Annotated in this window: 23 protein-coding genes; 16 read left to right on the top strand and 7 right to left on the bottom strand. The window is 63.4% G+C overall.

Annotated elements, in window-relative coordinates:
- From H9Q75_RS11810 to lplA, 8 genes are all read left to right on the top strand, one after another.
- Window positions 1–201: 4-hydroxyphenylacetate 3-hydroxylase C-terminal domain-containing protein (locus H9Q75_RS11810; protein ID WP_279287666.1), on the top strand; the 201-nt coding region annotated here is incomplete at its 5' end.
- A 4-nt stretch (window positions 202–205) separates the two neighbouring features.
- Window positions 206–1,504, top strand: a complete 1,299-nt coding sequence (locus H9Q75_RS11805; protein ID WP_186567367.1) for an acetyl-CoA hydrolase/transferase family protein — start codon at window positions 206–208, stop codon at window positions 1,502–1,504.
- Between the two features lie 25 nt (window positions 1,505–1,529).
- Window positions 1,530–2,486, top strand: coding sequence for a thiamine pyrophosphate-dependent dehydrogenase E1 component subunit alpha (locus tag H9Q75_RS11800; RefSeq protein WP_186567365.1), 957 nt, complete (start codon window positions 1,530–1,532; stop codon window positions 2,484–2,486).
- 23 nt (window positions 2,487–2,509) lie between these two features.
- Window positions 2,510–3,490 (top strand): alpha-ketoacid dehydrogenase subunit beta, encoded by a 981-nt coding sequence (locus tag H9Q75_RS11795; protein ID WP_186567363.1) that lies wholly within the window; start codon window positions 2,510–2,512, stop codon window positions 3,488–3,490.
- 12 nt (window positions 3,491–3,502) lie between these two features.
- Entirely contained in the window at window positions 3,503–4,837 is a 1,335-nt protein-coding gene (locus H9Q75_RS11790; RefSeq protein WP_186567362.1) for a dihydrolipoamide acetyltransferase family protein, read from the top strand.
- A gap of 12 nt (window positions 4,838–4,849) precedes the next feature.
- Window positions 4,850–6,577 (top strand): dihydrolipoyl dehydrogenase, encoded by a 1,728-nt coding sequence (gene lpdA, locus H9Q75_RS11785; RefSeq protein WP_186567360.1) that lies wholly within the window; start codon window positions 4,850–4,852, stop codon window positions 6,575–6,577.
- Between the two features lie 3 nt (window positions 6,578–6,580).
- Window positions 6,581–7,171: a GDSL-type esterase/lipase family protein gene (locus tag H9Q75_RS11780; protein ID WP_186567358.1), complete on the top strand. Its 591-nt coding sequence runs from the start codon at window positions 6,581–6,583 to the stop codon at window positions 7,169–7,171.
- Between the two features lie 76 nt (window positions 7,172–7,247).
- On the top strand, window positions 7,248–8,234 hold the full coding sequence (gene lplA, locus H9Q75_RS11775; RefSeq protein WP_186567356.1) for a lipoate--protein ligase: 987 nt from the start codon (window positions 7,248–7,250) through the stop codon (window positions 8,232–8,234).
- Between the two features lie 96 nt (window positions 8,235–8,330).
- Here lplA and H9Q75_RS11770 read toward each other — a convergent pair whose 3' ends face one another.
- From H9Q75_RS11770 to H9Q75_RS11760, 3 genes are read right to left on the bottom strand one after another with little or no spacing between them, the layout of a single operon-like run.
- Window positions 8,331–9,680, bottom strand: a complete 1,350-nt coding sequence (locus H9Q75_RS11770) for a butyryl-CoA:acetate CoA-transferase (RefSeq protein ID WP_186567354.1) — start codon at window positions 9,678–9,680, stop codon at window positions 8,331–8,333.
- A gap of 26 nt (window positions 9,681–9,706) precedes the next feature.
- Window positions 9,707–10,039 (bottom strand): branched-chain amino acid transporter permease, encoded by a 333-nt coding sequence (locus H9Q75_RS11765; protein WP_186567352.1) that lies wholly within the window; start codon window positions 10,037–10,039, stop codon window positions 9,707–9,709.
- Entirely contained in the window at window positions 10,033–10,761 is a 729-nt protein-coding gene (locus H9Q75_RS11760; RefSeq protein WP_186567350.1) for an AzlC family ABC transporter permease, read from the bottom strand. Before H9Q75_RS11760 ends, H9Q75_RS11765 begins: the two co-directional genes overlap by 7 nt.
- A gap of 188 nt (window positions 10,762–10,949) precedes the next feature.
- Between H9Q75_RS11760 and H9Q75_RS11755 the strand changes: the two genes are divergently transcribed.
- The 5 genes from H9Q75_RS11755 to mnmA all read left to right on the top strand — a co-directional run bounded on the left by H9Q75_RS11755 (window position 10,950) and on the right by mnmA (window position 16,175).
- Window positions 10,950–11,840 carry a diacylglycerol/lipid kinase family protein gene (locus H9Q75_RS11755; RefSeq protein WP_186567348.1) on the top strand — a complete coding sequence of 297 codons (891 nt, stop codon included), beginning with the start codon at window positions 10,950–10,952 and terminating at the stop codon, window positions 11,838–11,840.
- Entirely contained in the window at window positions 11,830–12,711 is an 882-nt protein-coding gene (locus H9Q75_RS11750; protein WP_186567346.1) for a metallophosphoesterase, read from the top strand. The genes H9Q75_RS11755 and H9Q75_RS11750 overlap by 11 nt, the downstream gene beginning before the upstream one ends.
- A 244-nt stretch (window positions 12,712–12,955) precedes the next feature.
- The gene (gene mnmG / locus H9Q75_RS11745; RefSeq protein WP_186567344.1) at window positions 12,956–14,809 is read left to right on the top strand and encodes a tRNA uridine-5-carboxymethylaminomethyl(34) synthesis enzyme MnmG; all 1,854 of its coding nucleotides are present in this window, start codon (window positions 12,956–12,958) and stop codon (window positions 14,807–14,809) included.
- 30 nt (window positions 14,810–14,839) lie between these two features.
- On the top strand, window positions 14,840–15,169 hold the full coding sequence (locus tag H9Q75_RS11740; protein WP_186567342.1) for a cupin domain-containing protein: 330 nt from the start codon (window positions 14,840–14,842) through the stop codon (window positions 15,167–15,169).
- Window position 15,170: 1 nt separating this feature from the next.
- A complete protein-coding gene (gene mnmA / locus H9Q75_RS11735) occupies window positions 15,171–16,175 on the top strand; it encodes a tRNA 2-thiouridine(34) synthase MnmA (RefSeq protein ID WP_186567340.1) in 1,005 nt (334 codons plus the stop codon).
- A gap of 307 nt (window positions 16,176–16,482) precedes the next feature.
- Here the strand turns inward: mnmA and H9Q75_RS11730 are convergent, their stop codons facing one another.
- From H9Q75_RS11730 to H9Q75_RS11715, 4 genes are read right to left on the bottom strand one after another with little or no spacing between them, the layout of a single operon-like run.
- Window positions 16,483–17,739: a competence/damage-inducible protein A gene (locus H9Q75_RS11730; protein WP_186567338.1), complete on the bottom strand. Its 1,257-nt coding sequence runs from the start codon at window positions 17,737–17,739 to the stop codon at window positions 16,483–16,485.
- Between the two features lie 60 nt (window positions 17,740–17,799).
- Window positions 17,800–18,966: a tRNA uracil 4-sulfurtransferase ThiI gene (gene thiI / locus H9Q75_RS11725; protein ID WP_186567336.1), complete on the bottom strand. Its 1,167-nt coding sequence runs from the start codon at window positions 18,964–18,966 to the stop codon at window positions 17,800–17,802.
- Window positions 18,967–19,004: 38 nt separating this feature from the next.
- Window positions 19,005–19,517: a pyridoxamine 5'-phosphate oxidase family protein gene (locus H9Q75_RS11720; RefSeq protein ID WP_186567334.1), complete on the bottom strand. Its 513-nt coding sequence runs from the start codon at window positions 19,515–19,517 to the stop codon at window positions 19,005–19,007.
- Window positions 19,518–19,557: 40 nt separating this feature from the next.
- Window positions 19,558–21,078, bottom strand: coding sequence for a YifB family Mg chelatase-like AAA ATPase (locus H9Q75_RS11715; protein WP_186567332.1), 1,521 nt, complete (start codon window positions 21,076–21,078; stop codon window positions 19,558–19,560).
- A gap of 420 nt (window positions 21,079–21,498) precedes the next feature.
- Between H9Q75_RS11715 and nifJ the strand changes: the two genes are divergently transcribed.
- The 3 genes from nifJ to rpsO all read left to right on the top strand — a co-directional run bounded on the left by nifJ (window position 21,499) and on the right by rpsO (window position 26,530).
- Window positions 21,499–25,125 carry a pyruvate:ferredoxin (flavodoxin) oxidoreductase gene (gene nifJ, locus H9Q75_RS11710; protein WP_186567330.1) on the top strand — a complete coding sequence of 1,209 codons (3,627 nt, stop codon included), beginning with the start codon at window positions 21,499–21,501 and terminating at the stop codon, window positions 25,123–25,125.
- Between the two features lie 425 nt (window positions 25,126–25,550).
- Window positions 25,551–26,075, top strand: a complete 525-nt coding sequence (locus H9Q75_RS11705) for a nitroreductase (protein WP_186567328.1) — start codon at window positions 25,551–25,553, stop codon at window positions 26,073–26,075.
- 188 nt (window positions 26,076–26,263) lie between these two features.
- Window positions 26,264–26,530, top strand: a complete 267-nt coding sequence (gene rpsO / locus H9Q75_RS11700) for a 30S ribosomal protein S15 (RefSeq protein ID WP_186567326.1) — start codon at window positions 26,264–26,266, stop codon at window positions 26,528–26,530.
- Window position 26,531: the final 1 nt, after the last annotated feature.

Below are 26,531 nucleotides of genomic sequence, written 5' to 3'. Positions count from 1 at the left end.
GACGGGGTCAGCACCGAGAACCGCCTGCGCATCCTGCGGCTGATCGAAAACCTGACCCTGGGCACCGCCGCCGTGGGCTACCGCACCGAGTCCATGCACGGCGCCGGCTCCCCTCAGGCCCAGCGCATCATGATCTCCAGACAGAGCAACCTCCTCCACAAAAAATCCCTCGCCAAGGCCCTCGCCCATATCAAGGAGTAAGAGCATGGGAGACTGGAAGCGCTATTATACGGAACATCTGACCACCGCTGCGGAGGCGGTAGCCAGGATTCAATCCGGGGACCGGGTAGCCGTGGGCCACGCCTGCGGCGAGCCCAGCTTCCTGGTGGACGCTCTGGTGGCCAATGCCGCGGCCTATGAGAATGTGGAGATTGTCCACATGGTAGCCATGGGCAAGGCGGACTACTGCAGGCCGGAATACGCCCGCCACTTCCGCCACAACGCCCTCTTCGCCGGCGGTTCCACCCGGGAGGCGATTAACAGCGGCCGGGCCGACTTTACCCCCTGCTTTTTCTCCGAGGCACCCGCCCTCTTCTCCTCCACCCTGCCCCTGGACGTGGCCCTGGTGATGGTGGCCCCCCCGAACGAGCACGGCATGTGCTCCCTGGGCGTGTCGGTGGACTACACCTATGAGGCGGTCAAGCAGGCCAAGCTGGTCATCGCCCAGGTTAACCGGGAGATGCCCTTTACTCTGGGCGGCAGCCTGATTCCGGTGGGGGATGTGGACTGCTTTGTGCCCTATGACGCGCCGGTAATTCAACTCCCACCCCCGCAGATCGGCCCGGTGGAACGGGCCATCGGGGAGAACATCGCCTCCCTGGTGCGGGACGGTGACACTCTGCAGCTGGGCATCGGTGCCATCCCGGACGCGGTGCTCTCCTTCCTCAAGGGAAAGCATGACCTGGGCATCCACTCCGAGATGTTCTCCGACGGGGTGGTGGAGCTGGTGGAGGCCGGAGTCATCACCAATGCCAGAAAGACCCTCCACCCGGGCAAGAGCGTGGCCACCTTCCTGATGGGCACCCGGCGGCTGTACAACTACGTGGACCACAACCCGGACGTGTTTATGGCCCCGGTGGACTATGTGAACGATCCGCGCATCATCGCCCAGAACGATAACCTGGTGTCCATCAATTCCTGCGTACAGGTGGATCTGATGGGGCAGGTCAATTCAGAGAGCATCGGCCCCCGCCAGATCTCCGGTGTGGGCGGGCAGGTGGACTTTGTCCGCGGCGCGGCCATGAGCCGGGGCGGGCGCTCCATCATCGCCATGCCCTCCACGGTCAAGGGCAAGACCTCCAAGATCGTGCCCCTGCTGGACTCCGGCTCCGCCGTGACCACCTCCCGCTGCGACGTGGACTACGTGGTCACGGAGTACGGCGTGGCCCACCTCAAGGGCGCCTCCCTCCGCCACCGCGCCGCCGCCCTCATCTCCATCGCCCACCCCGACTTCCGGGCCGAACTCCAGGAGTATGCCCGGTCCCGGTTTGATTGTAACAACTAAATGCTGTATTTGGAGGACTTTAACTATGAGTGTAAAAAAGGACAAGGAACTGGCCAAGCAGTTCTATACTGTCATGTACCGCACCCGCCGCTTTGAAGAGGAGGTCTTTGAATTCTACAAGCGGGGCCTGATGCCGGGCCTGGCCCATCTGTACCTGGGTGAGGAGGCCATTGCCACCGGTGCCTGTGCCACTCTGCGGGAGGACGACTACATTGGCTCCACCCATCGGGGGCACGGCCATCTGGTGGCCCGGGGCGCCGACCTCAACCGCATGATGGCTGAGATCCTGGGCAAGGAGACCGGCTACTCCAAGGGAAAAGGCGGCTCCATGCACATTATGGCCATGGACAAGGGGATTCTGGGCGCCAACGGCATTGTGGGCGGCGAAATTCCCATTGCTACCGGCGCGGCCTATTCCGCCAAGCTGCGGGGCACCGACCAGGTCACCCTGGCCTTCTTCGGCGACTCCGCCTCCAACGAGGGCACCTTCCATGAGTCCATCAACATGGCTGCGGCCTGGGACCTGCCCTGCGTGTACATCATTGAAAACAACCTCTTCGGTATCTCGGTGGACATTCGCCGGGTGACCAGGGAGCACCAGCTCTCCAAGCGGGCCGAGGGCTACGGCATTCCCGGCGTTACCATCGACGGCAACGACGTGTTTACCGTGTATGAGACAGTCAGGACCGCTGTGGAGCGCGCCCGCAAGGGCGAGGGCCCCACCCTGATCGAGTGCCTAACCTACCGCTGGCAGGGTCATCATGTGGGCGATCCGGGCGAGTACCGCGACCCTGAGGAGCTGGCCGAGTGGAAGGCCCGGGAGCCTCTGGGAGTCCTGGAGGGCAAGGGCCTGCTCACCGAAAAGGAAATTACTCAGATCAAGGCCGGCGTGGACGCGGAAATTGCCGAGGCCTGCAAGTTTGCAGAGGAGAGCCCCTATCCCGACCCGTCCGAGGCCTATTCGGACCTGTTCGTGGACTGAGTGAGGAATGGAGGTAAAAAGCAATGAGAGAATTGATGGTTAGAGACGCCATCCGTGAGGCACTGGACGAGGAGATGGCCCGTGACTCCACCGTATTCCAGATGGGCGAGGACATCGGCGTCATCGGCGGCAACTTCAAATGTACCGTGGGCCTACGGGACAAGTACGGCGACCTGCGCGTCAAAGATACCCCCATCTCCGAGCAGGGGTTTGTGGGCATGGGCGTGGGCGCGGCCCTGACCGGCCTGCGGCCCGTTGTAGAGCTGATGTTCGCCGACTTCATGATGGTGTGCGGCGACCAGCTGTTCAACCAGATGGCCAAAATCACCTATATGTCGGGCGGTCAGTGCAGCGTGCCCATGGTGGTGCGTATGCCCCTGGGCGGAGGCCGCTCCTCTGCGGCCCAGCACTCCCAGTCCATTCATGCCTGGGCGGCCCACATCCCCGGGGTAAAGGTGGTCCTGCCCTCCACCGCCGGCGAGTGCAAGGGTCTTCTGAAGACCGCCATCCGCGACAACAATCCTGTCATTTTCTTTGAGCACAAGATGCTCTACACCACCAAGTTTGACGATGTGCCCGACGAGGGTGAGGACGTCTGCATCCCCTTCGGCAAGGCACGCATTGTGACCGAGGGCTCCGACATCACCGTGGTGGCCAACTCCATGATGACCATCAAGGCCGAGAAGGCCGTGAAAAAGCTGGCGCAGGAGGGCATCCACGCCGAGCTCATCGACCTGCGCACCATCGTGCCGCTGGACACCGAGACCATCATCCGGTCTGTAAAGAAGACCGGCAAGCTGCTCATCGTGGACGAAGGGCACGTCGACTTCGGCATCAGCGGCGAGATCGCCGCCCGCATCATGCCCGACGTGTTCTATGATCTGGAGGCCCCCGTGCAGCGCCTGGGTACCGGGAACGTACCCCTGCCCTTCAGCCCCGCCCTGGAGTTCCCGCTGATTCCCGACGACAAGTCAATCGCGGCCAAGATACGGGAAATGGTTTAAGGAGGAGTCACCATGGCAGAAGTCATTATTATGCCCAAGCTGGGCTTCAATATGGATGAGGGCCAGCTGGTCAAGTGGCACAAGCAGGTGGGCGATCCCATCAGGAAGGGCGAGGAGTTCTTCGAGATCAACACCGATAAGACCACCATGCCCGTAGAGGCCACCGAGGACGGCGTGGTGCTGAAAATCCTGCTGGAGGAGGGCGCGTTTGCCGACGTGTTTACGCCCATTGCGGTTATCGGTCAGCCGGGCGAGGATGCGGACGCCGCTCTGGCGGCGGCCGCCGGCGGGGACAACGCCCCGGCCGCTCCAGCTGCCCCTGCGGCGGAGGCCCCTGCGGCTCCGGCCGCCGTCCCCGGGAACGCCGCTGTGGACATCAGGGATCTGAAGCTCACCCCCAAGGCCAAAAAGCTGGTCCGCGACGAGGGCATTGATCCTGCTTCCTTGGCTGGCATCAAGGGCACCGGATTCCAGGGCGGTATTACTTACAAGGACATCAAGGCGTCCCCGCTGGCCCGCAGGGTGGCTGAGCAGAAGGGCGTGGATCTGGCCTCGGTACAGGGCACCGGCGTGGCCGGAAAGATTATGAAGGCCGACGTGGAGAAGGCCGCTGCCGCCGCGCCTGCGGCCGCAGCATCCAGCGAGACGCTGCAGGTCGCCTCCACCGCGCCCTACAAGGGAGTGCGCAGAATCATCGGCGATAAGCTGGCCCAGTCCAAGGTGAGCGCGCCCCACGTGTACTTTACCGACGCGGTGGACACCACCGCCCTTACCGCCTTCCGCAAGGAGCTGAACGAGACCAGCGAGGTCAAGATCGCGGTCTCCGATCTGCTCACCATGGCCGCCTGCAAGGCCCTCAAGAAATTTCCGGAGATCAATGTGTCCCTGAAGGACGACCAGATCGTCTACTACAAGTCCATCAACATCGGCACCGCTGTGGCCGGCAGCAACGGCCTGGTGGTCCCGGTCATCAAGAACGTGCAGAACAAAACGCTCACCGATGTGGCCGCGGAGTCCAGGGATCTGGTTGCCCGCGGCAGAGAGGGCCGCCTGGCTCCGGCGGAGTACAGCGAGGGCACCTTCTCCATCTCCAACCTGGGCATGTTCGGCATCGGCAACTTTACCGCCGTCATCAACGCCCCCGAGGCGGCGATCCTGTCTGTCAGCTCTGTGCGCAAGACGCCTGTGGTGGTTACCGATGAAAATGGCGAGGATGTAATTGCAATCCGCCCCATGATGAACATCCAGCTTTCTGTGGACCACCGGCTCATCGACGGTTTGCTGGCCTCCCAGTTTGTGGAGTACATGAAGGACCTGCTGGAGCATCCGGTGAAGATCTTGCTGTAGGGAGAAGGGGACATGGCAGAAATTATTATTATGCCCAAGCTGGGCTTTAATATGGACGAGGGCGAGCTGGTCAAGTGGCACAGGCAGGTGGGCGAGACGGTAAAGAAGGGCGAAGTGCTCTTTGAGATCAACACCGATAAGACCACCATGCCGGTAGAGGCCACTGAGGACGGCACACTGCTCAAAGTAATGCTGGGCGAGGGGGAGTTCGCCGACGTATTTACCCCCATCGCCGTGGTGGGGCGGCCCGGCGAGGACCCGGATGCCGCCTTGGCCGCCGCCGGAGGGGGGGGCGCTCCCGCTCCGGCGGCCACCGCCGCCCCGGCGGAGTACGCGGCTCCTGTCGCCGCCCCGGCTGCAGCATACGACTATGAGGTCACCGTCATTGGCGCCGGACCCGGCGGATACGAGACCGCCATCAGGGCCGCCCAGATGGGGAAAAGGACCTGCATTGTGGAGGAGAAGTACTTCGGCGGCACCTGCCTGAACGTGGGGTGTATTCCCACCAAGGCGATGATCGTCACCGCTGAGCGGCTCAGCGCCGTCAGGGAGGCCGCCGCCTTCGGCATTGAGGGGGTGGACCCCGCCCGGCTGAAGGTAAATATGGCCGCCCTGCAGGCGCGCAAGAACCAGACAGTCAAGACCCTGACCGGCGGCGTGCAGATGCTGCTCAAGGGCAACAAGGTGGCCATTGAGAACGGAAGGGCCTCCTTTGTGGATACCCACACCATCCAGGTAGGGGACAAGCGGATTACCTCCGAGTACTTTATCGTTGCCACCGGCTCGGATGTCTTTATGCCCCCCTTCATCGCGGTAGAGGGCAGAAACAATCTGCTCACCTCTACGGAGGCCCTGAATTTGGGCCATGTGCCGGAGAGCATCGCGGTCATCGGCGGCGGCGTAATCGGCGTGGAGTTTGCTTTCCTGCTGAGTAAGCTGGGCGCCAAGGTCACAGTCCTGGAGCTGATGGACCACATCCTGCCCATGGTGGACCCCGAGGTCTCCAAGCTGGCCCAGAAGCGCCTGGCCAAGGAGGGCGTGAGCTTCCAACTGGGCGCCAAGGTGGCCAAGGTCAAGGACAACACGGTCTATTACGAGTTGGGGGGCCAAAGCAAAGAGGTCAAGGCCGAGTGCGTCCTCATGTGTGTGGGCCGCGTGGCCAACACCGCCGGCCTGAACGCAGAGAGCATCGGCCTGGAGTTTGAAAAGCGCAATATCAGGACCGACGACCATCTGCGCACCAATATTGAGAACATCTACGCCATCGGCGACGTGAACGGAAAGGTCATGCTGGCCCATACCGCCTCCCACGAGGGCATGGTGGCCTTGGCCAATATTCTGGGCGGCGACGAGCGCATGAATTACGACCGCATCCCGTCCTGCATTTATCTGGAGCCGGAGATCGCCTGTATCGGCCTGACCGAGGAAAAGGCCCGGGAGAAGTGCGCAAACGTAAAGGTCGGCAAATTCAGCCTGGCGGGCAACGGAAAGTCCCTTGCAGAGGGCGACACCTCCGGCCTGTTCAAGGTCATCCTAGACGGGGATACCGGTGAGATCCTGGGCGTCCATCTGTATGGGCTGCACGTCACGGACATGATCGGGGAGCTCTCCGTGGCCATGAACAACGAGCTGACCGCGGAGGAGCTCATCCACAGCATCCACCCCCATCCCACTGTCAGCGAGGCCATCGGCGAGGCCTTTATGGCCGCCTGGACCGGCCGGGCCGTCAACTCCCTGTAAGAGATGAGACTTCTCTGCCTTGGGGACAGCCTTACCTTTGGTTTTGCGCTGCCGCGCGGCCGGACCTGGCCGGCGCTGGCGGCTGCCCAGGTCGGCCTGGAGCTGTTTAACCGCGCGGTCAACGGCAACACCACGGGCGGGATGCTGGCGGCCTTTTTCCCGGAGGTAAAGGCTGTACAGCCAGACCTGGTCTTTTTGATGGGCGGGGGCAACGACATCCTCTACGGCGGCGACCTGGCGGGAGCCAAGGCGAACTTGGGCTGCCTGGCGCATTTGACCTGCAGCCTGGGGCTGGTCCCTGTGATAGGGGTGCCGCCGCCCGTCTGCCCGCCTGTCCGGCGGGACTGGATGGACTTTATCGACCTGGAGCGGGCCGGGCGGCAGGGGGAGGAATATGCCGGATGGCTGCGCGGACTGTGCGCCGCATTCGGATTCCCTGCCTTGGACTTTGCCCGGGGCCTGCCCCAGGCCGCGGCCCGGGAGGGAAAAGCGCTGCGGGATTACTATTTGGAGGATGGGCTGCACCCCAACCTGCCCGGCCATGAGCATATGGCGCAGATCGCTGCGCAGGCGCTTGCCCCCTTTGGGCGCTGACCGGCTGCGCGGAGGTGCCGTCCCCGGGCTGTCCGGCCTGCGCCCAATACCCCGGCCATAAAAAGTGAGGAATATCATGTACTATATTGAAAGTCAACAGCTTGATCCGGAGTGGAACCTGGCGCTGGAACAGTATGTCTTTGACAGGCTCGGGCCGCGGGAGGACTGCTTCATGCTCTGGCAGAACGACAGGGCCGTTATTGTCGGCAAACATCAGAACACGGTGGAAGAGGTAAACGCCGGCTATGTAAAGGAGCACGGCGTCAAAGTGGTGCGCCGGCTGTCCGGCGGCGGGGCCGTCTACCATGACCTTGGAAACATTAATTTTACCTTTGTCAGCGGCTATGAGGGGAGCAGCTTTGATTTCGCCTCCTTCTGCCGCCCTGTGGTGGAGGCGCTGCACAGCATCGGGGTGCCGGCGGAGATCAATGGGCGGAATGACATGACCATTGAGGGGAAAAAGTTTTCCGGAAACGCCCAATATATGAAGCACGGACATGTGATGCACCACGGTACGCTGATGTTTCACTCGGACCTGGAGGCAATCGGACAGGCGCTGGCGGTAAAGACGGATAAAATAGAATCCAAGGGCCTGAAATCTGTGCGCAGCCGGGTGACCAATATCAAGCCATACGCGCCGGAAGGCATGACGACCCGGGCGTTCTGGAGTATTCTGCGGGACCATATGTTCCGCGCCTACGACCTGAAGCCGTACATTCTGACGGACGGGGAGCTGGCCGAGGTGGACCACCTGCGGCGGGAGGTTTACTCCACCTGGGAGTGGAACTACGGGGCCTCCCCGGCCTGCCGCATTGTGAAGCGGCGACGGATTGAGGGGGTGGGAGGCCTGGAAATTCACATGGACCTGGAGAACGGCAGACTGAGCGGGCTGTGCTTCTATGGAGACTATTTCGGCAACGGCGATTCCAGCCGGCTGGCCGCCCGGCTCATGGGTCAGCCCCTGGATGCCCAAGCTCTGCGCCCCGTCCTGGCGGCGGCCGACGTGGGGCAGTACTTTGCCGGGATCACGGCGGAGCAGCTGCTGGACGCCCTGCTCTGCTGAGGCTGTCCGGGCGGTAAAAGGAACAGAAAAAGCGCTGGAAGGACCGCTTCGTCCTTCCAGCGCTTTTCGTATTCTGGCAAAAACGCAATCTGTCCCTCAGCGCTTGTTGGAGCGGCGCCAGATGTGCAGCCGCTCGGCCTGGGCGATCAGCTCCTCCCGGAAGTCCGGGTGGGCCACGGAGATGATGGCCTGCGTGCGCTGCCACATGCTGGTGCCCTTCAGATTCACCTTGCCATACTCCGTGACCAGATACTGCAGGTTGGAGCGAGTGGCTGTGACCACCGCACCGTTGGGCAGGGTGGGGACAATGCGGCTCTTCACCGTACCGTCCTTGCCTGTGATGGTGGAGGAAATGCAGATAAAACTCTTGCCCCCTCTGGACAGGTGCGCGCCCATAACAAAGTCCAGTTGGCCGCCCGCGCCGCTGATGTGGCGGGTGCCTGCGGTCTCGGAGGCCACCTGGCCGAACAGGTCCACATTCACGGCGCTGTTGATGGAGATAAAGTTGTCTAGGGCGGAGATGTTGCCGATGTCGTTGACATAGCTTACCGGTGCGCCCATTATCTCCGGATTGCGGTGAATGTAGTCATAGAGCTTTTGGGTACCCCAGGCAAAGGCAAAGGCCTGGCGGCCTTTATCCAGAGCCTTGTACCGGCCGGTGATTTTGCCCGCTTCGGCCATCTCCACAAAGGCGTCCACGTACATCTCGGTATGTACACCCAGATCCCTCAGGTCGGACTGGGCGATCAGGCTGCCCACGGCGTTGGGCATGCCGCCGATGCCCAGCTGCAGACAGGCGCCGTCGCAAATTTCGGGCACCACCAGCCGGGCCACCGCCAGGTCCACCGGACTGGGGGCGGCGTTCTTCAGCTCCGGGATGGGGGCGTTGTCCCCCTCTATCACGCAGTCCACCTGGTCGATGTGGATGCCGGTCTCAAACCCGCCCAGGCAGACGGGCATGTTCCGGTTGACCTCCAGGATAATCTTGTCCGCCACCTCGCACAGGGCAGCCAGGTGAGACACGTTTAGGCCGAAGCTGAACCAGCCGTGCTCGTCCATGGGGGAGACCTGGAGCATGGCCACGTCCACATGCCGGATGTTCTCCCGGTAGAGCCTGGGCAGCTCGGAGTAGCGCAGGGGGTTGTAGAACACAAAGCCGGAGTCCATCAGCTTGCGCTCAATGCCGCCGGTGTGCCAGGCGTTCCAGGTGATGCGCTCCTCCGCGTTGGGGATCTGGGTGACCGCCGGGCGGAACATGGCGATGGCGCCCCGGAAGTGGATGTCGGTCAGGCGCTCGTCCGCCGTCATGCGTTCGCCCAGGGCCTGGTCCAGCACGGGGGGATGGCTGGTGCCGAAGCCGTAGTCCACCCAGTCGCCGGTTTTGACCAGCTTGACCGCCTCCTGGGCGGTGGTAAGCTTGCTCTGATAGGCAGCGCGGTAATCCATGGGAAAAGCTCCTTTCTGAAGATCAATCACACAAATACGGCCTGGACCAGCACCATATACAGAATGGTCCCGCCGAAAATGGACAGCAGGTTGTTGTGCTTCCACAGGTGCAGCCCCACCACCGCCCCCACGGCGATCAGCTGGGGCGCCCACCCGGCCGGGGCGGAAAAGGAGATGCCCCTGAGGCAATAAATGATGAGCATGGCAATCACGGCCGGGGGCAGCATACGGCCCAGATAGAGCACAATTTTGGGAGGCGACTCCCCCCGGTCAAAGAGCAGAAAGGGGAGCACCCGGGTCAGAAAGGTGACCCCTGCCATCACGGCAATGGCGGCAGCGGCCTGTCCGGCGGTCAGCATGGCGCGCCCTCCTCCCCTTCGGCGGCCGGAGTCTCCTCCAGCTTGTCCCGGAAGATCAGCAGCACCAGCACGATGACCCCCAGAGAGATGAGCAGCATCTGCTGCTGGCCGAAGAAATAGCCCAGCACAATCAGAAAGAGCACGGTGACCGCCCCGCCCAGCACAGCGGGGAAATGCTTTTTGTAGGCCTTCCACTGATCCACGGCGATCACCACAAACAGGGCGGTCATGGCAAAGTCAATCCCGGTGATGTCGATGGGCAGCAGCGCTCCGGCCACCGCCCCGATCACCGAGCCCAAAATCCAATAGGCATGGTCCAGCAGGGCAATGGCAAAGTAAAAATCCTTGGGATTCACCCCGACCGGCGCCTGGGCGGAGGCCAGTAGTGCGTAAGTCTCGTCCGTGAGGGAAAAGATCATGTACAGCTTGCGGATGCCCATGCCCCGGAATTTCTCCAGCATGGACAGACCGTAGACCAGGTGACGGAAATTGATGAGAAAGGTCATCAGGGCCACCGTGCCCAGGGTGGCCGCCGTCTCCAGCAGGCTGACCCCCAAATACTGTCCCGAGCCCGCGTAGATGGTCAGAGACATAAAGAAGGCCCAGATAAAATTATAGCCGATCCGTTCCAGCATCAGGCCGAAGGCAATGCCGATGGAGAGATATCCCATCAGCACCGGCACGGTTACCGGAAAGGCGGCGGCAAGGGCTTTGCGGTCCATGAAAGCGCGTCACTTCCTTGTGCGTGCGGATTTGTTTCTGATAGCAATCTATTTTAACGGGTTCGGGCCGGAAAAGCAAGACTGAGGCCGGGAAATCCCTATTGTTCACAATTGGCAGGTTGTTTTTTTTCGCTGAGCCGTTATAATATCTCTATTAAGCGCCGAATTGGCAGACCAACGGAGGAAGCATGAAAAAACTGCTGTTTATCTATAACGCCTATGCGGGCAAGGGTCAGGTAAAGACCCGCCTGCCCGCCATGCTGGACCTGTTTACCAAGGCTGGCTGGCAGGTCACCGCCCACCCTACCCAGGGGGCGGGGGATGCCGCCGCGGTGGCCGCCCGGCTGGGCGGCGAGTTTGACCGTATCATCTGCGCCGGCGGAGATGGCACGCTCCATGAGGTGGTCACCGGCCTGATGGAGCGGGAGGACCGGCCGGAAATCGGCTATGTGCCGGCTGGGACCACCAATGATTTTGCCAAGAATCTGCACCTGCCCCGGGGTATGGAGAATATGGCCCGCACCGCGGCCGCAGGGATTCCCCGGCCGGTGGACATCGGCCGGTTCAACGAGCGGTTTTTTATCTATGTGGCCGCCTTCGGGGCCTTTACCGACGTGGCCTACAATACGCCTCAGCCGTTTAAGAGCATGTTCGGCCATCTGGCCTATCTGCTGGAGAGCGTCACCCGCATCAGCTCCATCCAGTCCTATCCCCTCACCGTGGAGCACGACGGGGGCATGGAGGTGGGGGGGTACTGCTACGGCATGGTGTCAAACACCGTGTCCGTAGGCGGATTTAAAGGAATGCCCACCCAGCCTGTGGAGCTGGACGACGGTATTTTTGAGGTAATCCTGGTCCGGCAGCCCCAGAATCCGATCCAGCTGCAGGCCATCATCAAGGCCCTGCTCACCATGTCCCCGGACGACCAGGGCCTGGTCACCAGCTATCGCACCTCCCGCCTGAAAATCACCTGTCCGAACGCGCTTCCCTGGACCCTGGACGGGGAGTTCGGCGGCGCGCCCAAGACGGCGGAAATCGAGAACTGTCAGAAGGCGGTCCGCATCGTCTATGGCAGGTAAACGGCAGAAAAGGCGCCGCTGGCCCCGCCGGCTGCTGCTGATTGCTCTGGTCGTGCTGGCGGGCGTGTGGTTTTTTCAGGACCAGCAGAACCGCATTCAGACCGAGGCTTTGTCTGTGACCGATCCCCGCCTGCCGGAGGCCTTTGAGGGATTCCGCATTGTGCAGCTGTCCGATCTGCATGGAAAACAGTTCGGCGCGGGGAATGAGAAGCTGCTGGAGCGGGTGGCCGCCCAAGAGCCGGACCTGATCGTCCTGACCGGCGATCTCATTGACCGGGCTTTCCAGTTGGAGGACCTGCCAGCCCTGGCCCGCGGGCTGGCGGATATTGCCCCGACCTACTATGTCACCGGCAACCACGAGTGGGGCATCCGTCAGGCCAAGGAGGTCAAGCTGGTGCTGGAGCGCAACGGCGTTACCCCACTGAGCAACGAATTCGTGCGCCTGGAGCGGGACGGGCAGTCCATCGTTCTGGCCGGAGCGGACGACCCCAACGGGCCCTATGACCAGAAGACCGGGCCGGAGCTGCGGGAGGAAATTGCCGCCGCGGCAGGGGATGTGTACACCATCCTGCTCGCCCACCGGGACGCGGTGGAGGAGTACGGCGGCTGGGGGTACGACCTGGTGTTCTGCGGCCACGGCCACGGGGGCATTTTCCGTATTCCTATTGTGGACAAGGGCCTTCTCAGCACCGACCGTACCTTTTTCCCGGAATACGACGGCGGACTTTATCCCCTGTCCGGCGGAGGGTATTGTGTGGTCTCCCGGGGCCTGGGGAGCAACACCGTCCCCTTCCGGGCCTTCCGGCTGTTCAACCGGCCCCATCTGCCGGTGGTGACGCTGCACCGGGGAGCGGCTCCCGCCGAGGGCTAAACTCATTTTCACCGGCTGCGCCGGTATAAAGAGTTTCTAAGCGACAGAGCCGCTAAGAAGCTCTAAATTTTGACAGACCAAAAGAAACGGGGTTGAATGCCAAAGAAAAGCCCGCCGTTTATCTGGGCCCTTGATTTCTATTGGTCGGCGCGTCCCTCAGGGCGGCCACGCGGTTCCTTGGGAGCGCAAACCCCTGCGTCCCCTTGCGGGACAAACCAAACGACAAAGAGCGAGAGAAGAAACCATGCAGTATTACGACGCGGGAAAATTTGACATTGCAGTGATCGGCGCAGGCCACGCGGGGATCGAGGCGGCCCTGGCCGCAGCCAGGCTGGGTCTGCGGACCCTTTGCTTTACGGTGAATCTGGACGCGGTGGGCAACATGCCCTGCAACCCGGCTATCGGGGGCACGGGCAAGGGCCACCTGGTGCGGGAGCTGGACGCCCTGGGGGGCGAGATGGCCCGGGCCGCCGACGCGGCCTGCATCCAGTACCGCATCTTGAACCGGGGCAAGGGTCCGGCGGTGTGGTCCCTGCGGGCCCAGGCCGACCGGCGGCGCTACCAGGAGATCATGAAGCACACCCTGGAGCGGCAGGAAAACCTGTGGCTCAAACAGGCGGAGATTGTGGAGATCCGGGCAGACCACGGCGGGGTCTCCGCCGTGGTCACCGACCACGGGGCGGTTTACGCCGTCCAGGCCGCGGTGGTGGCCTCGGGCACCTATCTGGGGGGGCGCACCATTGTGGGGGACGTGACCAAAACCTCCGGCCCCGACGGCCTGGCCGCCGCCCTGCCCCTGACCGAGAGCCTGAGGGCCCTGGGGGTCACCCTCCGCCGCTTTAAGACGGGTACGCCTCCCCGGGTGAACGCCCGCAGCGTGGATTTTTCCAAAATGGAGGTTCAGCCCGGGGACGAGACCACGGTTCCCTTCTCCTTTGAGACCGGCACGCCCCCGGTCAACCGGGCGGTGTGCTACCTAACCTATACCAACGGGGCAACCCACGACATCATCCGCGCTAACCTCCACCGCTCCCCCCTCTTGAACGGGGTGATCGAGGGGGTGGGCCCCCGCTACTGCCCCTCCATTGAGGACAAGGTAGTGCGTTTTGCGGACAAGCCCCGGCACCAGCTCTTTGTGGAGCCCATGGGCCTGAACACCGAGGAGCTGTACATCCAGGGCTTCTCCTCCTCCCTGCCCGAAGACGTGCAGGTACAGATGCTCCACACCATTCCCGGCCTGGAGCACGCGGAGATGACCCGCCCGGCCTACGCAATTGAGTACGACTGTGTGGACCCCACCGAGCTGCGGCCCACCCTGGAGCATAAGAAGGTGCCCGGCCTCTACGGGGCCGGGCAGTTCAACGGCTCTTCCGGCTATGAGGAGGCCGCCGCCCAGGGCTTTGTGGCCGGGGTGAACGCGGCCCTGCGCATCCTGGGGCGGGAGCCCCTGATTCTGCGGCGGGACCAGGGCTACATCGGTGTGCTCATTGACGACCTGGTAACCAAGGGCACCAACGAGCCCTACCGCATGATGACCTCCCGCACCGAATACCGCCTGCTCTGCCGGCAGGACAACGCCGACCAGCGCCTGTGCCCCGTGGGGTACGCCATCGGACTGGTCAGCGGCGAGCGGTACGAGCGGGTGCGGGAGAAATACGCCGCCGTGGCCCGGGAGATCAGACGGCTGGAGCACACCGGCACGGCGGAGGGCCGCCTGTGCGACCTGCTGCGCCGGCCGGAGAACAGCTATGAGAGCCTGGCGTCGGCGGACCCAGGGCGGCCCGCCCTGCCCCCAGAGGTCGCCGAGGCGGTGGAGATCGCCATTAAGTACCAGGGGTACATTGACCGGCAGCTGCGCCAGGTGGCGGAGCAGCGGAAGATGGAGGACCGGCCCCTGCCCGCCGACCTGGACTATCTGTCCATGAATGGCCTGCGCCTGGAGGCCCGGCAGAAGCTGGACAAGATCCGCCCCCTGAATCTGGGGCAGGCCAGCCGCATCTCCGGTGTCAGCCCGGCGGATGTGGCGGTGCTGATGATTAGCCTGGAAAAGCATGAGGGGACGACTCAGCCCCGGGGCGGCGGCCTGGAAAGACCATAAGAGAGAAGCGATCAGGAAGGATGAACCGCAGTGATTCTGGATTTTGACACAATGAACGTGACGGAGCTCCCCAACTTTTACGGCGGGGAGAAGAGCATTCTGGCCAAGCTGAGCAGCGACGGCCTGAACAAGATCATGGTGGGCCGGGTGGCGCCCGGCGCGTCCATCGGGGTCCACACCCATGAGAGCAGCAGCGAGATCGTGTATGTACTTTCGGGCAACGGGAAGGCGGTCTACGACGATGGGACGGACGAGCTGCGCCCCGGTGTGTGCCACTACTGCCCCAAGGGGCACGCCCATGGGATCTATAACGACGGCACGGAGGACCTGATTGTGTTCGCCGTGGTGCCGGAGCAGTGACATGAGGCAGCGCGTGGTCCTGGGCCTGTCCGGCGGAGTGGATTCCGCCGTGGCGGCCCGCTTGCTCCTGCGGGAATACGATGTGCTTGGGGTCTACCTGGATATCGGCCTGGGCGGCAGCGGCGGGGCGGACGCCTCCGCCGTGGCGGATTCCCTGGGGATCCCCTTTGAAATTGTGGATATCCGTAACGCCCTGGAGCGGGAGGTGTGCGCCCCCTTTGCCGCCGACTACCTGGCGGGGCGCACTCCTCTGCCCTGCGCCCGGTGCAATCCGGCGGTCAAGTTTCCCGCTCTGCTGGCTGCGGCGGAGCGATTCGGCGCGCCCTATGTGGCCACCGGGCATTACGCCCGGGCGGAAAACGGCAGGCTGAAAAAGGGAATGCCCGCCAATGACCAGTCCTATATGCTCTCCCGCCTGCCCAGAGCGATATTACAAAAGGTAATTTTCCCGCTGGGCAATTACGAAAAGGTCCAGGTGCGCGCCCTGGCGCGGGAGTTTGGCATCTCGGTGGCGGACAAGCCGGACAGCATGGAGATCTGCTTTATCCCGGATCAGGACTACGCCGCCTGGCTGGACCGCCGGGGGGGCACGCCGCCGCCCGGCGACTTTGTGGACGCGGACGGGACCGTGCTGGGCCGCCACAAGGGTATCCACCACTATACCCTGGGCCAGCGCCGTGGGCTGGGGGTGTCCGGCCCTCACCGGTATTTTGTCGCCGCAATCCGGCCGGGGAGCAACCAGGTGGTCCTCTCCGACGGGACGGATCTGTATGTGGACCAGGCCCGGTGCGTCCAGCCCAACTGGATTGGGGTGGACAGCCTGGACGGCCCCCTGGAGGTTACGGTGCGCCTGCGCCACTCCAAGGTGGAGACTCCGGCGGTCATCTGCCCGGAGGGGGATGGGGTGCTCATCCGCACCAGGACTCCGGCCCGCGCTCCCACGCCGGGCCAGCTGGCCGTGTTCTACGATGGTGCCGCCGTGGTGGGCAGCGGCTGGATCGTATAAACAGGAGAAAGGATGGTCCTCCTATGAAAAAACGCATGTGCACCGTACTGGTCCTGTGTCTGCTGCTGGCGGGCTGCGCCCCCGGCGGGGAGAAGGCGGGGGAGACCCCATCCCACGCAAATTAGGCGTGCCCCCTCTACCTGGAGGTGTACGACAGCGGCAGCGGCATGCGATCGGCCGTCCTCCCCGACGCCTTTACCGACGCCGGCCAGCTGAACCGCTATGACCGGGCCTACATTGTGGCCATCACTTTGGAGGCTTAAAAACAGCGGGTATTCTGCCATGGGCAGAATACCCGCTGTTTTTATTATTTCATCTCCAGGCCGGTGAGATACCGCCACGCCATGTGGAGGGCGTGGCTGGCGGATACATGGCGCACCCGCTCCCGGTCCATGCCGATCTGAACCTTCCGCACCCAGACGCCCTCCGGGGCGGCCAGGGCCAGATAGACCAGCCCTACCGGGTTGTTCCGGTCGTCCGGGTCGGGGCCGGCCACACCGGTGGCCGCCGCCGCCAGGTCGCAGCCCAGGAGCCTCCGGGCGCCCTGGGCCATGGCCCTGGCCACCGGCTCGCTCACCGCGCCGTACTGGTCCAGCAGCTCCCGGGGCACGCCCAGCACATTGTGCTTGATCTCGTTGGTGTAGCTCACCACCCCGCCCTTAAAGGCGGCAGAGGCGCCGGGCAGGTCGGTCATTCGCTTGGCAATTAGCCCGCCGGTGCAGCTCTCCGCCGTGCCCAGGGTGAGGCCCTTTTCCTTCAGGAGGGCCAGCACTGCCGCTTCCAGGGAGGGCACGTCTGCCCCATAGATCAGGCGGCCGAACTTGGCGCGCAGCTGCGCCTCCACCGGGGAAATGAGGGCGTGGGCCTCCGCCTCGGTGGCCCCCTTGGCGGTGATGCGCAGCTCGCACTCACCCTCTTTGGCGTAGGGGGCCAGGGTGGGGTTGGTCATGGCGTTCATCTCATCCCGCAGCTGCTCCTCCATGGAGGACTCCCCGATGCCGAAGAGCTTCAGGGTGCGGGAGACGATCACCCCGTCGGACAGGGCCTTTAAATAGGGAATCGCCCGGTGGGTGAACATGGCACGGCACTCCCGGGGCGGACCGGGGAGCATAATCACGTGCACGCCGTCCGCCTCAAAGGCCACGCCGGGGGCGGTGCCCCAGTCGTTGGCCAGCACCGTGCACCCTTCGGGGAGCATGGCCTGCTGATAGTTGTTCTCCGTCATGGGGCGCTTGGCATGCAGGCGCTGGAAATAGGCCTCGATGCGCCGGGCGGATTCCTGGTGAAACACCAGTTTTTTGCCAAAGCACTGGGCCAGCACGTTTTTGGTCAGGTCGTCGCAGGTGGGGCCCAGGCCACCGGTGGTGATAATGATGTCTGCCCGGGTCTTGGCCAGCTCCACGGCGGCCTTCAGACGCTCCGGGTTGTCGCCCACCACCGTGTGGTAGTAGACATTGATGCCCAGGTCGGACAAGCCCTGGGAGAGCATCTGGGCGTCCGTGTTGGCAATGTTGCCCAGGAGCAGCTCGGTGCCCACGGCGATCAGCTCCGCGTTGTGAGACATGGGATACACTTCCTTTATTGAGGTGGAGGGTTCGGTTCCCGCAGGGGGCGCAACTGCAGATTACACCCGGATCCGCTCGATGCCCTCCACCGCGGCCTGGACCAGGCCCTCCACATCCAGGGCGGCCTCGGCGGCCTCCAGCTCTCCCAGGACGGGGCGCAGCCGGGGGTGGCGGGGGGTAAAGACGGTGCAGCAGTCCTCATAAGGGAGGATGGAGGTCTCAAAGGTGTTGATCTTGCGGGCGATACGCACGATCTCCTCCTTATCCATACCCACCACGGGGCGCAGAATGGGCAGGGTGGTCACAGCACTGGTGGCCCGCATGGCCTCCATGGTCTGGCTGGCCACCTGGCCCAGGCACTCGCCGGTGACGATGGCCCCGGCGCCGATGCGCTGGGCCACCTTTTCCGCGATGCGCATCATGAACCGGCGCATAAGCACGGTGAACAGCTCCTCCGGGCATTTGCGGCGCAGCTCCTCCTGGATGGCGGTGAAGGGCACCACGTGGACGATCAGGTTGCCGCACCAGGGGGTGAGGAGCCTGGCCAGATCCAGCACCTTGTGCTTGGCCTCCTCCGAGGTGTAGGGGTAGGAGAAAAAGTGCACCATTTCCAAGGCAATGCCTCGCTTGGCGATCATCCAGGAGGCCACCGGGGAGTCGATGCCCCCGGAGAGCAGACTCACCGCCCGCCCGCCGATGCCCACGGGCAGGCCGCCCGCGCCGGGCTCCGGATCGGCGTGGACATAGGCGGCGTAGTCCCGCACTTCAAGATACACCGTCAGCTCCGGATGGTGCACGTCCACGGTCAGATTGGGATAGGCCTCGTGCAGCTCGCCGCCCACGTACTGGGAGAGTTGAATGGAGGTCATGGGGAAGGACTTGTCCGCCCGCTTGGACTCCACCTTAAAGGTTTTCGCCGTGCGCAGCCTGTCATCCAGGTAAATTCTGGCAGTCTCCAGCAGGGCGTCCTTGTCCTTTTCACAGGCGCGGGCCCGGGACAGGCCCACCACGCCGAACAGGCGCTTCATGGCCTCCCACGCCCCGTCCATGTCGCAGGAGTCCTCCTTGGGTTCCACATAGAGGGTGGACTGCTTGGTGTACACCCGGAACGCCCCGAAGGGTTTCAGGCGGCGTCGGGCGTTGCCGATCAGCTTATCCTCAAAGCTGCGGCGGTTGAGGCCCTTGAGCACCAGCTCGCCCAGCTTGAGCAGAATGATCTCATTCATAGTTAGGGACACCTTTCTTTCCTTACAGTTCCATGGCATTATACCGGATTAGCCGGCCCCTGTCCAGCGCGGGAAAGTTCAACGGCCTCCTTCCCGCTGATGCAGTCGGGAATCAGCTCCAGCACGCACAGCCGGGGCAGGCTCTGGGTAATGGCCTGCTCCAGCTGCTCCGACGTGTGCTCCGGGGCGTATTTGCGCCCCAGAAGCGCGGCGGCGGCGCGCAGCTGCGACTCGTCCTCCACCACGCGGACCCGGCCGAACACGATAACACTGCGGAAATAAGTGGTATATTCCTCGGGCACGACCTGGTCCTGGTCAATGACGCAGAAGGAGGCTTTGGGCTCCTGGATAATGGCGTCCAGCTTGTGCCCGGCCTTGGCGCAGTGAAACACAAGCCGGTCCTCCTGCCACGCATAGCTCAAGGGCACCGCGTAGGGGTAGCCTCCGTCGCCGGCCACGGCCAGCACGCCGGAGGTGCCCCGGGCCAGGACGGCCCGGCATTGGGCCGGGGTCAGTGCCTGCCCGTCCCGCCGCATTTTACGAAATTCCATTACAAAAACCTCGCTTCCATATCATTAAGGCCGCGCCGGCCTATTGCCGCAGATAATCGCTCTCCCGGTACTGGAGGGCCTCGGCCAAGTGAGGCACCTGGATCTGTTCGGCCCCGTCCAGGTCGGCGATGGTGCGGGCCACACGGAGAATCCGGTCATAGCTGCGGGCGGTGAGCCCCATGCGGGCAAAGGCCCCCTTCATCACGGTCTGGCAGTCCGCGTCCAGGGCGCAGAAGCGCTCCAGCTCTCTGGGGCCCATGTGGGCGTTGCAGTCCGGGCCGGCCGGGCCGAAGCGGCCGGACTGGACCTGCCGGGCGGCGTTCACCCGGGCCTTGATCTCCCCGGAGGTCTCGGCCTGGGGCCTGCGGGAGAGCTCCTCAAAGTCCAGGGCGGGCACATCGACGTAGAGGTCGATGCGGTCCAGCAGCGGGCCGGACAGCTTTCCCAGATAGTTTTTTACCTCCGCCGGGCTGCACCGGCAGCGGTGGTCGGGGTGGCCGTACCAGCCGCACTTGCAGGGGTTCATGGCGCACACCAGCATAAAGCGGGCGGGAAAGCGCTCCGACCCGGCGGAGCGGGTGATGGCCACCTGACCCTCCTCCATGGGCTGGCGTAGGGCCTCCAGGGCGTCCTTGTGGAACTCGGGCAGCTCGTCCAGAAAGAGCACCCCGTTGTGGGCCAGGGAAATCTCGCCCGGACGGGGCAGCGGGTTGCCGCCCCCGGCCAGGCCGGTGGCCGAAATGCTGTGGTGGGGGGAGCGGAAGGGCCGCTGGACCAGAAGGGGGCGGCTCTGGTCGGTCAGTCCCATGACCGAGTGCACCTCGGTGGCCTCCAGGGCCTCCCGCCGGGTCATGTCCGGCAGGATGGAGGGCAGACGGCGGGCCAGCATGGACTTGCCGGAGCCGGGTGGGCCCACCATGGCCAGATTGTGCCCGCCCGCGGCGGCGATCTCCAGGGCCCGCTTGGCGGTATCCTGGCCCTTGACCTCGGAGAAGTCGGGACAGAGAAAGTCCTCCGGCGCGGGCCGCCAGGCCGGGGCGGGGGCGATAAGGGCCTCCCCCTGCAGATGGGCCACCAGCTGCCGGACATGCTCCACCGGGTAAACCGTCAGCCCACCGGCCAGAGTGGCCTCGGCGGCGGAGCCGGCGGGTACGTACAGTGACTCAATGCCAGCGCGGCGGGCGGCCAGAGCCATGGGCAGCATACCAACCACCGGCCGCACCTCGCCGCCCAGGGAGAGCTCTCCCACAAAGGCGCTCTTTTCCCCCGCGTCCCTGAGCTGCCCGCCCGCGGTGAGAATGCCGGCCAGAATGGGCAGGTCATACACGGTGCCCGCCTTGCGGCGGTCCGCCGGGGCCAGATTCACCGTGATGCGGGACACTGGAAAGGAAAAGCCGCAGTTTTTGATGGCGGCGCGCACCCGCTCCCGGGCCTCCCGCACCGCCGCGTCGGGCAGGCCCACAATGTCAAAGGCGGGCAGGCCGCCGGACAGGTCGCATTCGGCAGTCACCTCATACCCGGTGACCCCGTGCAGTCCCAGAGAGCGTACTTTGCAGAACATGGCAATCCCACCTTTGTTTTAAGCGGCCTTTTCCCTTAGTTTACCATGCTTTGCCCGGCTTCACAAGTGTCTGCGCAATTTGCGGCGCTGGGAAAGCGGGCTGGAGCCGGCGGCCGACTGGGCTTGCCGGAGCGGTTTGGCATGATGAGCCGCAAAGAGAAAAAGAGCGGTAACTCGGATAAATTTGTGGCAAGTGGTCAGAAAACCCATTGGTTTTCCAGTAAAAGTGTAAAAAAGTTAGTTGGAAGGAAGATTTGATTTACAAAACAGGGTGAAGGTGATAGAATAAATCAGCCTCGGGGGATGTATCCTCCGGGGGATCTTGCTTGGGACAATGGAAATCAGACCTGGCCTGTGGGGGGACGGGGCCGGATTTCCATTGTTCCGGGCGCCAGGAAAACGTAAGGAGGAATCATTTTAATGGCTAGAAAGCTTAAAACCATGGATGGTAATACAGCTGCGGCCCACGTGTCCTACGCCTTTACTGAGGTTGCCGGCATCTATCCGATTACGCCGTCCAGCCCCATGGCGGACTATGTGGACCAGTGGTCTGCGCAGGGCCGGAAGAACATCTTCGGCACCACCGTGAAGGTCATTGAGATGCAGTCCGAGGCCGGCGCCGCCGGCACCGTGCACGGCAGCCTGGCTGCCGGTGCTTTGACCACCACCTATACCGCCTCTCAGGGTCTGCTGCTGATGATCCCGAATATGTACAAGCTGGCCGGCGAGCTGCTGCCCGCCGTGTTCCACGTTTCCGCCCGCACCGTGGCCACCCACGCCCTGAACATCTTCGGCGACCACTCCGACGTGATGGCCTGCCGCCAGACCGGCTTTGCTATGCTGGCCGAGGGCAACGTGCAGGAGGTCATGGACCTGGGCGCCGTGGCCCACCTGGCCGCCATCGAGGGCCGCGTGCCCTTCCTGAACTTCTTTGACGGCTTCCGCACCTCTCACGAGATCCAGAAGATCGCCATTTGGGATTACGACGATCTGAAGGACATGGTGGACATGGACGCGGTCAACGCCTTCCGCGCCCGCGCCCTGAACCCGGAGCGCCCGGTGATGCGCGGCTCCCATGAGAACGGCGACGTGTTCTTCCAGCACCGGGAGGCGTCCAACAAGTACTACGAGGCCGTGCCCGCCATTGTGGAGAAGTACATGGACAAGGTCAACGCCAAGCTGGGCACCGACTATCAGCTGTTCAACTATTACGGTGCGCCTGACGCAGACCGGGTCATCGTGGCCATGGGCTCCATCTGCGACGTGACCGAGGAGGTCATCGACTACCTGAATGCCCACGGCGAGAAGGTGGGTCTGGTGAAGGTTCGCCTGTACCGCCCCTTCTGCCCGGACAAGCTGCTCGCCGCCATCCCTGACACCGCCAAGCACATTGCCGTGCTGGACCGCACCAAGGAGCCCGGCGCCCAGGGCGATCCCCTGTACCTGGACGTGGTCACCGCCTTTGCAAACGCGGGCCGTCAGGCCACCATCATCGGCGGCCGCTATGGCCTGGGCAGCAAGGATACCCCGCCCCGCAGCGTGTTCGCCGTGTATGAGGAGCTGAGTAAGGCCGCGCCCAAGCGCCAGTTCACCATCGGCATCGTGGACGACGTGACCGGCACCTCCCTGCCCGAGCACAAGGCCCCCAACACCGCGGCCCCCGGCACCATTGAGGTCAAATTCTGGGGCCTGGGCGGCGACGGCACCGTGGGCGCCAACAAGAACTCCATCAAGATCATCGGCGACCACACGGACAAGTATGTGCAGGCCTACTTCCAGTACGACTCCAAGAAGACCGGCGGCGTGACCATCAGCCACCTGCGCTTCGGGGATGAGCCCATCCGCGCCCCCTATTACATCAACAAGGCCGATTTTGTGGCCTGCCATGTGCCCGCCTACATCATCAAGGGCTTCCCCATGGTGCGCGATGTAAAGGACGGCGGCACCTTCCTCATCAACTGCCAGTGGTCCGACGAGGAACTGGATAAGCACATGCCTGCCGAAGCCAAGCGCTACATTGCCGAGCACAACATCAATGTCTACACCATTAACGCCATCGACCTGGCCATTGAGATCGGCATGGGCAAGCGCACCAACACCATCCTCCAGTCCGCCTTCTTCGCCTTGGCCAAGGTCATGCCCGAGAGCGAGGCCATCGGCTACATGAAGGACGCCGCCACCCACTCCTACCTCAAGAAGGGTCAGGATGTGGTGGACATGAACCACAAGGCCATTGACTTGGGCGCCACTGCGTTCAAGAAGTTCAACGTGCCCGCCTCCTGGAAGGACGCCCAGGACGCAGCCAAGGGCAGCGACATGGAGGGCCGTCCTGCCACCGTGAAGATGGTGGAGGAGCTGCTGGTGCCCATCGACAAGATGGACGGCGACAGCCTGCCCGTCTCCGCCTTTGTGCCTCACGCCGACGGCACCTTTGAGCAGGGCGCCTCCGCCTACGAGAAGCGCGGCGTGGCCGTGTCCGTGCCCGAGTGGGACCAGAACAAGTGCATCCAGTGCAACCAGTGCTCCTATGTCTGCCCCCACGCCACCATCCGGCCCTTTGCTCTGAGTGAGGAGGAGGCCAAGGCCGCCCCCGCCGGCGCCAAGATCGTGCCGGTCAAGGCCGGCAAGGGCAAGGGCGTGTACCAATTTGCCATCGCCGTATCCCCGTTGGACTGCATGGGCTGCTCCGTGTGCGCCAACGTCTGCCCGGTGCAGGCTCTGACCATGGTGCCCCAGGAGTCCCAGGCCGCGCAGCAGGGCGTATTCGACTACATGGTGGCCAAAGTGGCCCCCAAGGCCGACATGGAGGACATCGCCACCGTTAAGGGCAGCCAGTTCAAGCAGCCCCTGCTGGAGTTCTCCGGCTCCTGCGCCGGCTGCGCCGAGACCGCCTATGCCCGCCTGGTCACCCAGGTCTGCGGCGAGCGCATGTATATCTCCAACGCCACCGGCTGCTCCTCCATCTGGGGCGGGCCGGCCGCAACCTCTCCCTACACCGTCAATAAGCAGGGCAAGGGTCCCGCCTGGGCCAACTCCCTGTTTGAGGACAACGCCGAGCACGGCCTGGGCCTGTACCTGGGCCAGAAAGCCCTGCGGGACAGCCTGGCCGACAAGACCCGCGCCCTCATCGCCGTGGACTGGTGCGACGCCGACCTGAAGGCGGCCGCCCAGAAGTGGCTGGACACCATGGACGACGGCGAGGCCAACGGCGAGGCCGCCAAGGCCTATATTGCCGAGCTGGAGGCGTGCCTCGTCACGGTGGACCAGCTGGCCCAGGTGCCCAAGTTTGCTGCCCACGCGGCCGAGCTGAAGGCCGCCGGCGAGACCTACTGCGACTGCGCAGCCTGCAAGCTGGCCAAGGCGATCCTGGATCAGAAGGAGTACCTGAACAAGAAGTCCGTGTGGATCTTCGGCGGCGACGGCTGGGCCTATGACATCGGCTACGGCGGCCTGGACCACGTGCTGGCCTCCGGCGAGGACATCAACGTCTTCGTGTTCGACACCGAGGTCTACTCCAACACCGGTGGCCAGGCCTCCAAGTCCTCCAACATCGGCCAGGTGGCGCAGTTTGCCGCCGCCGGCAAGGTGCAACCCAAGAAGAGCCTGGCGGAGATTGCCATGCAGTACGGCTACGTCTACGTAGCCCAGGTGGCTATGGGCGCCAACCCCAACCAGACCCTGGCCGCCATCCGCGAGGCTGAGGCCTATCACGGCCCCTCCCTGGTTATCGGCTACGCCCCCTGCGAGATGCACTCCATCAAGGGCGGCATGTCCAACTGCCAGAGCGAGATGAAAAAGGCTGTGGAGTGCGGCTACTGGAACCTGTTCCGGTACAACCCCGCCGCCAAGGCCGAGGGTAAGAGCCCCTTCACCCTGGACTCCAAGGAGCCCAAGGGCGGCTATCAGGAGTTCCTGATGAACGAGGCCCGTTACTCCTCCCTGACCCGCGCCTTCCCCGAGCGCGCCAAGGACCTCTTTGCCCGCAACGAAGAGGCCGCCAAGGAGCGCTACGAGCACCTGACCAAGTTGGTGGAGCTCTACAAGTAAGATTTCCCGCCAAGACCCCCGGGCAAAGCCCGGGGGTCTTTCTTATTGGCGGCCTCTTCGGGGGCCCCATCAGAGATGGGGCGGCACCCTGCGCCGTCCAAGTGTTTTGGGCCATCAGCCCAAAACCTTGATGCCGGCGGAATTCACTTCCGCCGAGCAGATCAAATCAATGGGTCCCCAACGGCGCCATGGCCCCGTTGGGCCTGGCCGCCAAGGAGCGCTACGAGCACCTGACCAAGCTGGTGGAGCTGTACAAGTAAGGGAAACCTGAACGACCCTCGAACACATGTCGTCCGGGGGTCGTTTTTTCTGGGCCGCTTTGGGGGGCGGAGGGTTGCCTTCGAAGGGGCTATTTACACAATGGGAAAAAACGGGTATACTAGATCCATGTAAAATTCAAAACAGCAGCACAGGAGGAAATACTTATGAAGACAACCCTTGAGGACCTGAAAAACCGCCGCAGCTGCCGGACCTACCGGCCGGAGCAGATTACCGAGGAGGAGCTGGAGCAGGTGCTGCAGGCCGGCATGTATGCCCCCACGGGGAGCGGAAAGCAGTCTCCGCGGATCGTGGCCATTCAGAACGCAGAGGTCATCGGGCAGCTGAAAAAAATGAACGCCGCCCTTTTGGGCAATCCGGAGGCGGACCCCTTTTACGGCGCTCCTACCGTGGTGGTGGTGCTGGCGGACCGGAGCTGCCCCACCTATCTCTATGACGGCAGCTGTGTCATGGACAACCTGATGAATGCGGCCGAGGCGGTGGGGCTGGGCTCCTGCTGGATCCACCGGGCCAGAGAGGAATTTGAAAGCGACCAGGGCAAGGCCCTGCTCAGGCAGTGGGGGATTGAGGGCGACTATGAGGGGATCGGCCACTGCCTGCTGGGCTATCGGGCGGGCGAGCGCCCCGATCCTGCGCCCCGGAAAAAGGACTATATTGTTCGGGTAAACTGATTTTGTCCCCTCCCCGCCTGAAGAAAAGCAGAAAATTGCAATAAATTCTTTACATTGAGGGGAAAATGTGATAAACTACCACAGCCTGCGGATATACAGGCAGCATAATTACCCCGGACCTCGTTTCCCGGCTCACACCGGCCGGTCACGCAGTCCGCGGGCAGATGAACAGAAAGGTGGAACATCCCATGATTCGCAAGGACGAAAAGACGGCCGTAATTGAGGCCAACCGCACCCACGCCACGGACACCGGCTCTCCCGAGGTTCAGATCGCAATTCTGACCGCCCGCATCAAGGAGCTGACCGAGCACCTGAAGGTCCACAAGCAGGACAACCACTCCCGCCGCGGTCTGCTGAAGATGGTCGGTAAGCGCCGCAAGATGCTGGACTACCTGGCCAAGAAGGACGTGGAGCGTTACCGCGCCATTATTGCCAAGCTGGGCATCCGTAAGTAAT

The organism is Lawsonibacter celer (assembly GCF_014281125.1).
GTDB classification, from domain to species: domain Bacteria; phylum Bacillota; class Clostridia; order Oscillospirales; family Oscillospiraceae; genus Lawsonibacter_B; species Lawsonibacter_B celer.
Note: the sequence above shows the minus strand (reverse complement) of the source record. Positions and strands in the feature narration are given on the sequence as shown.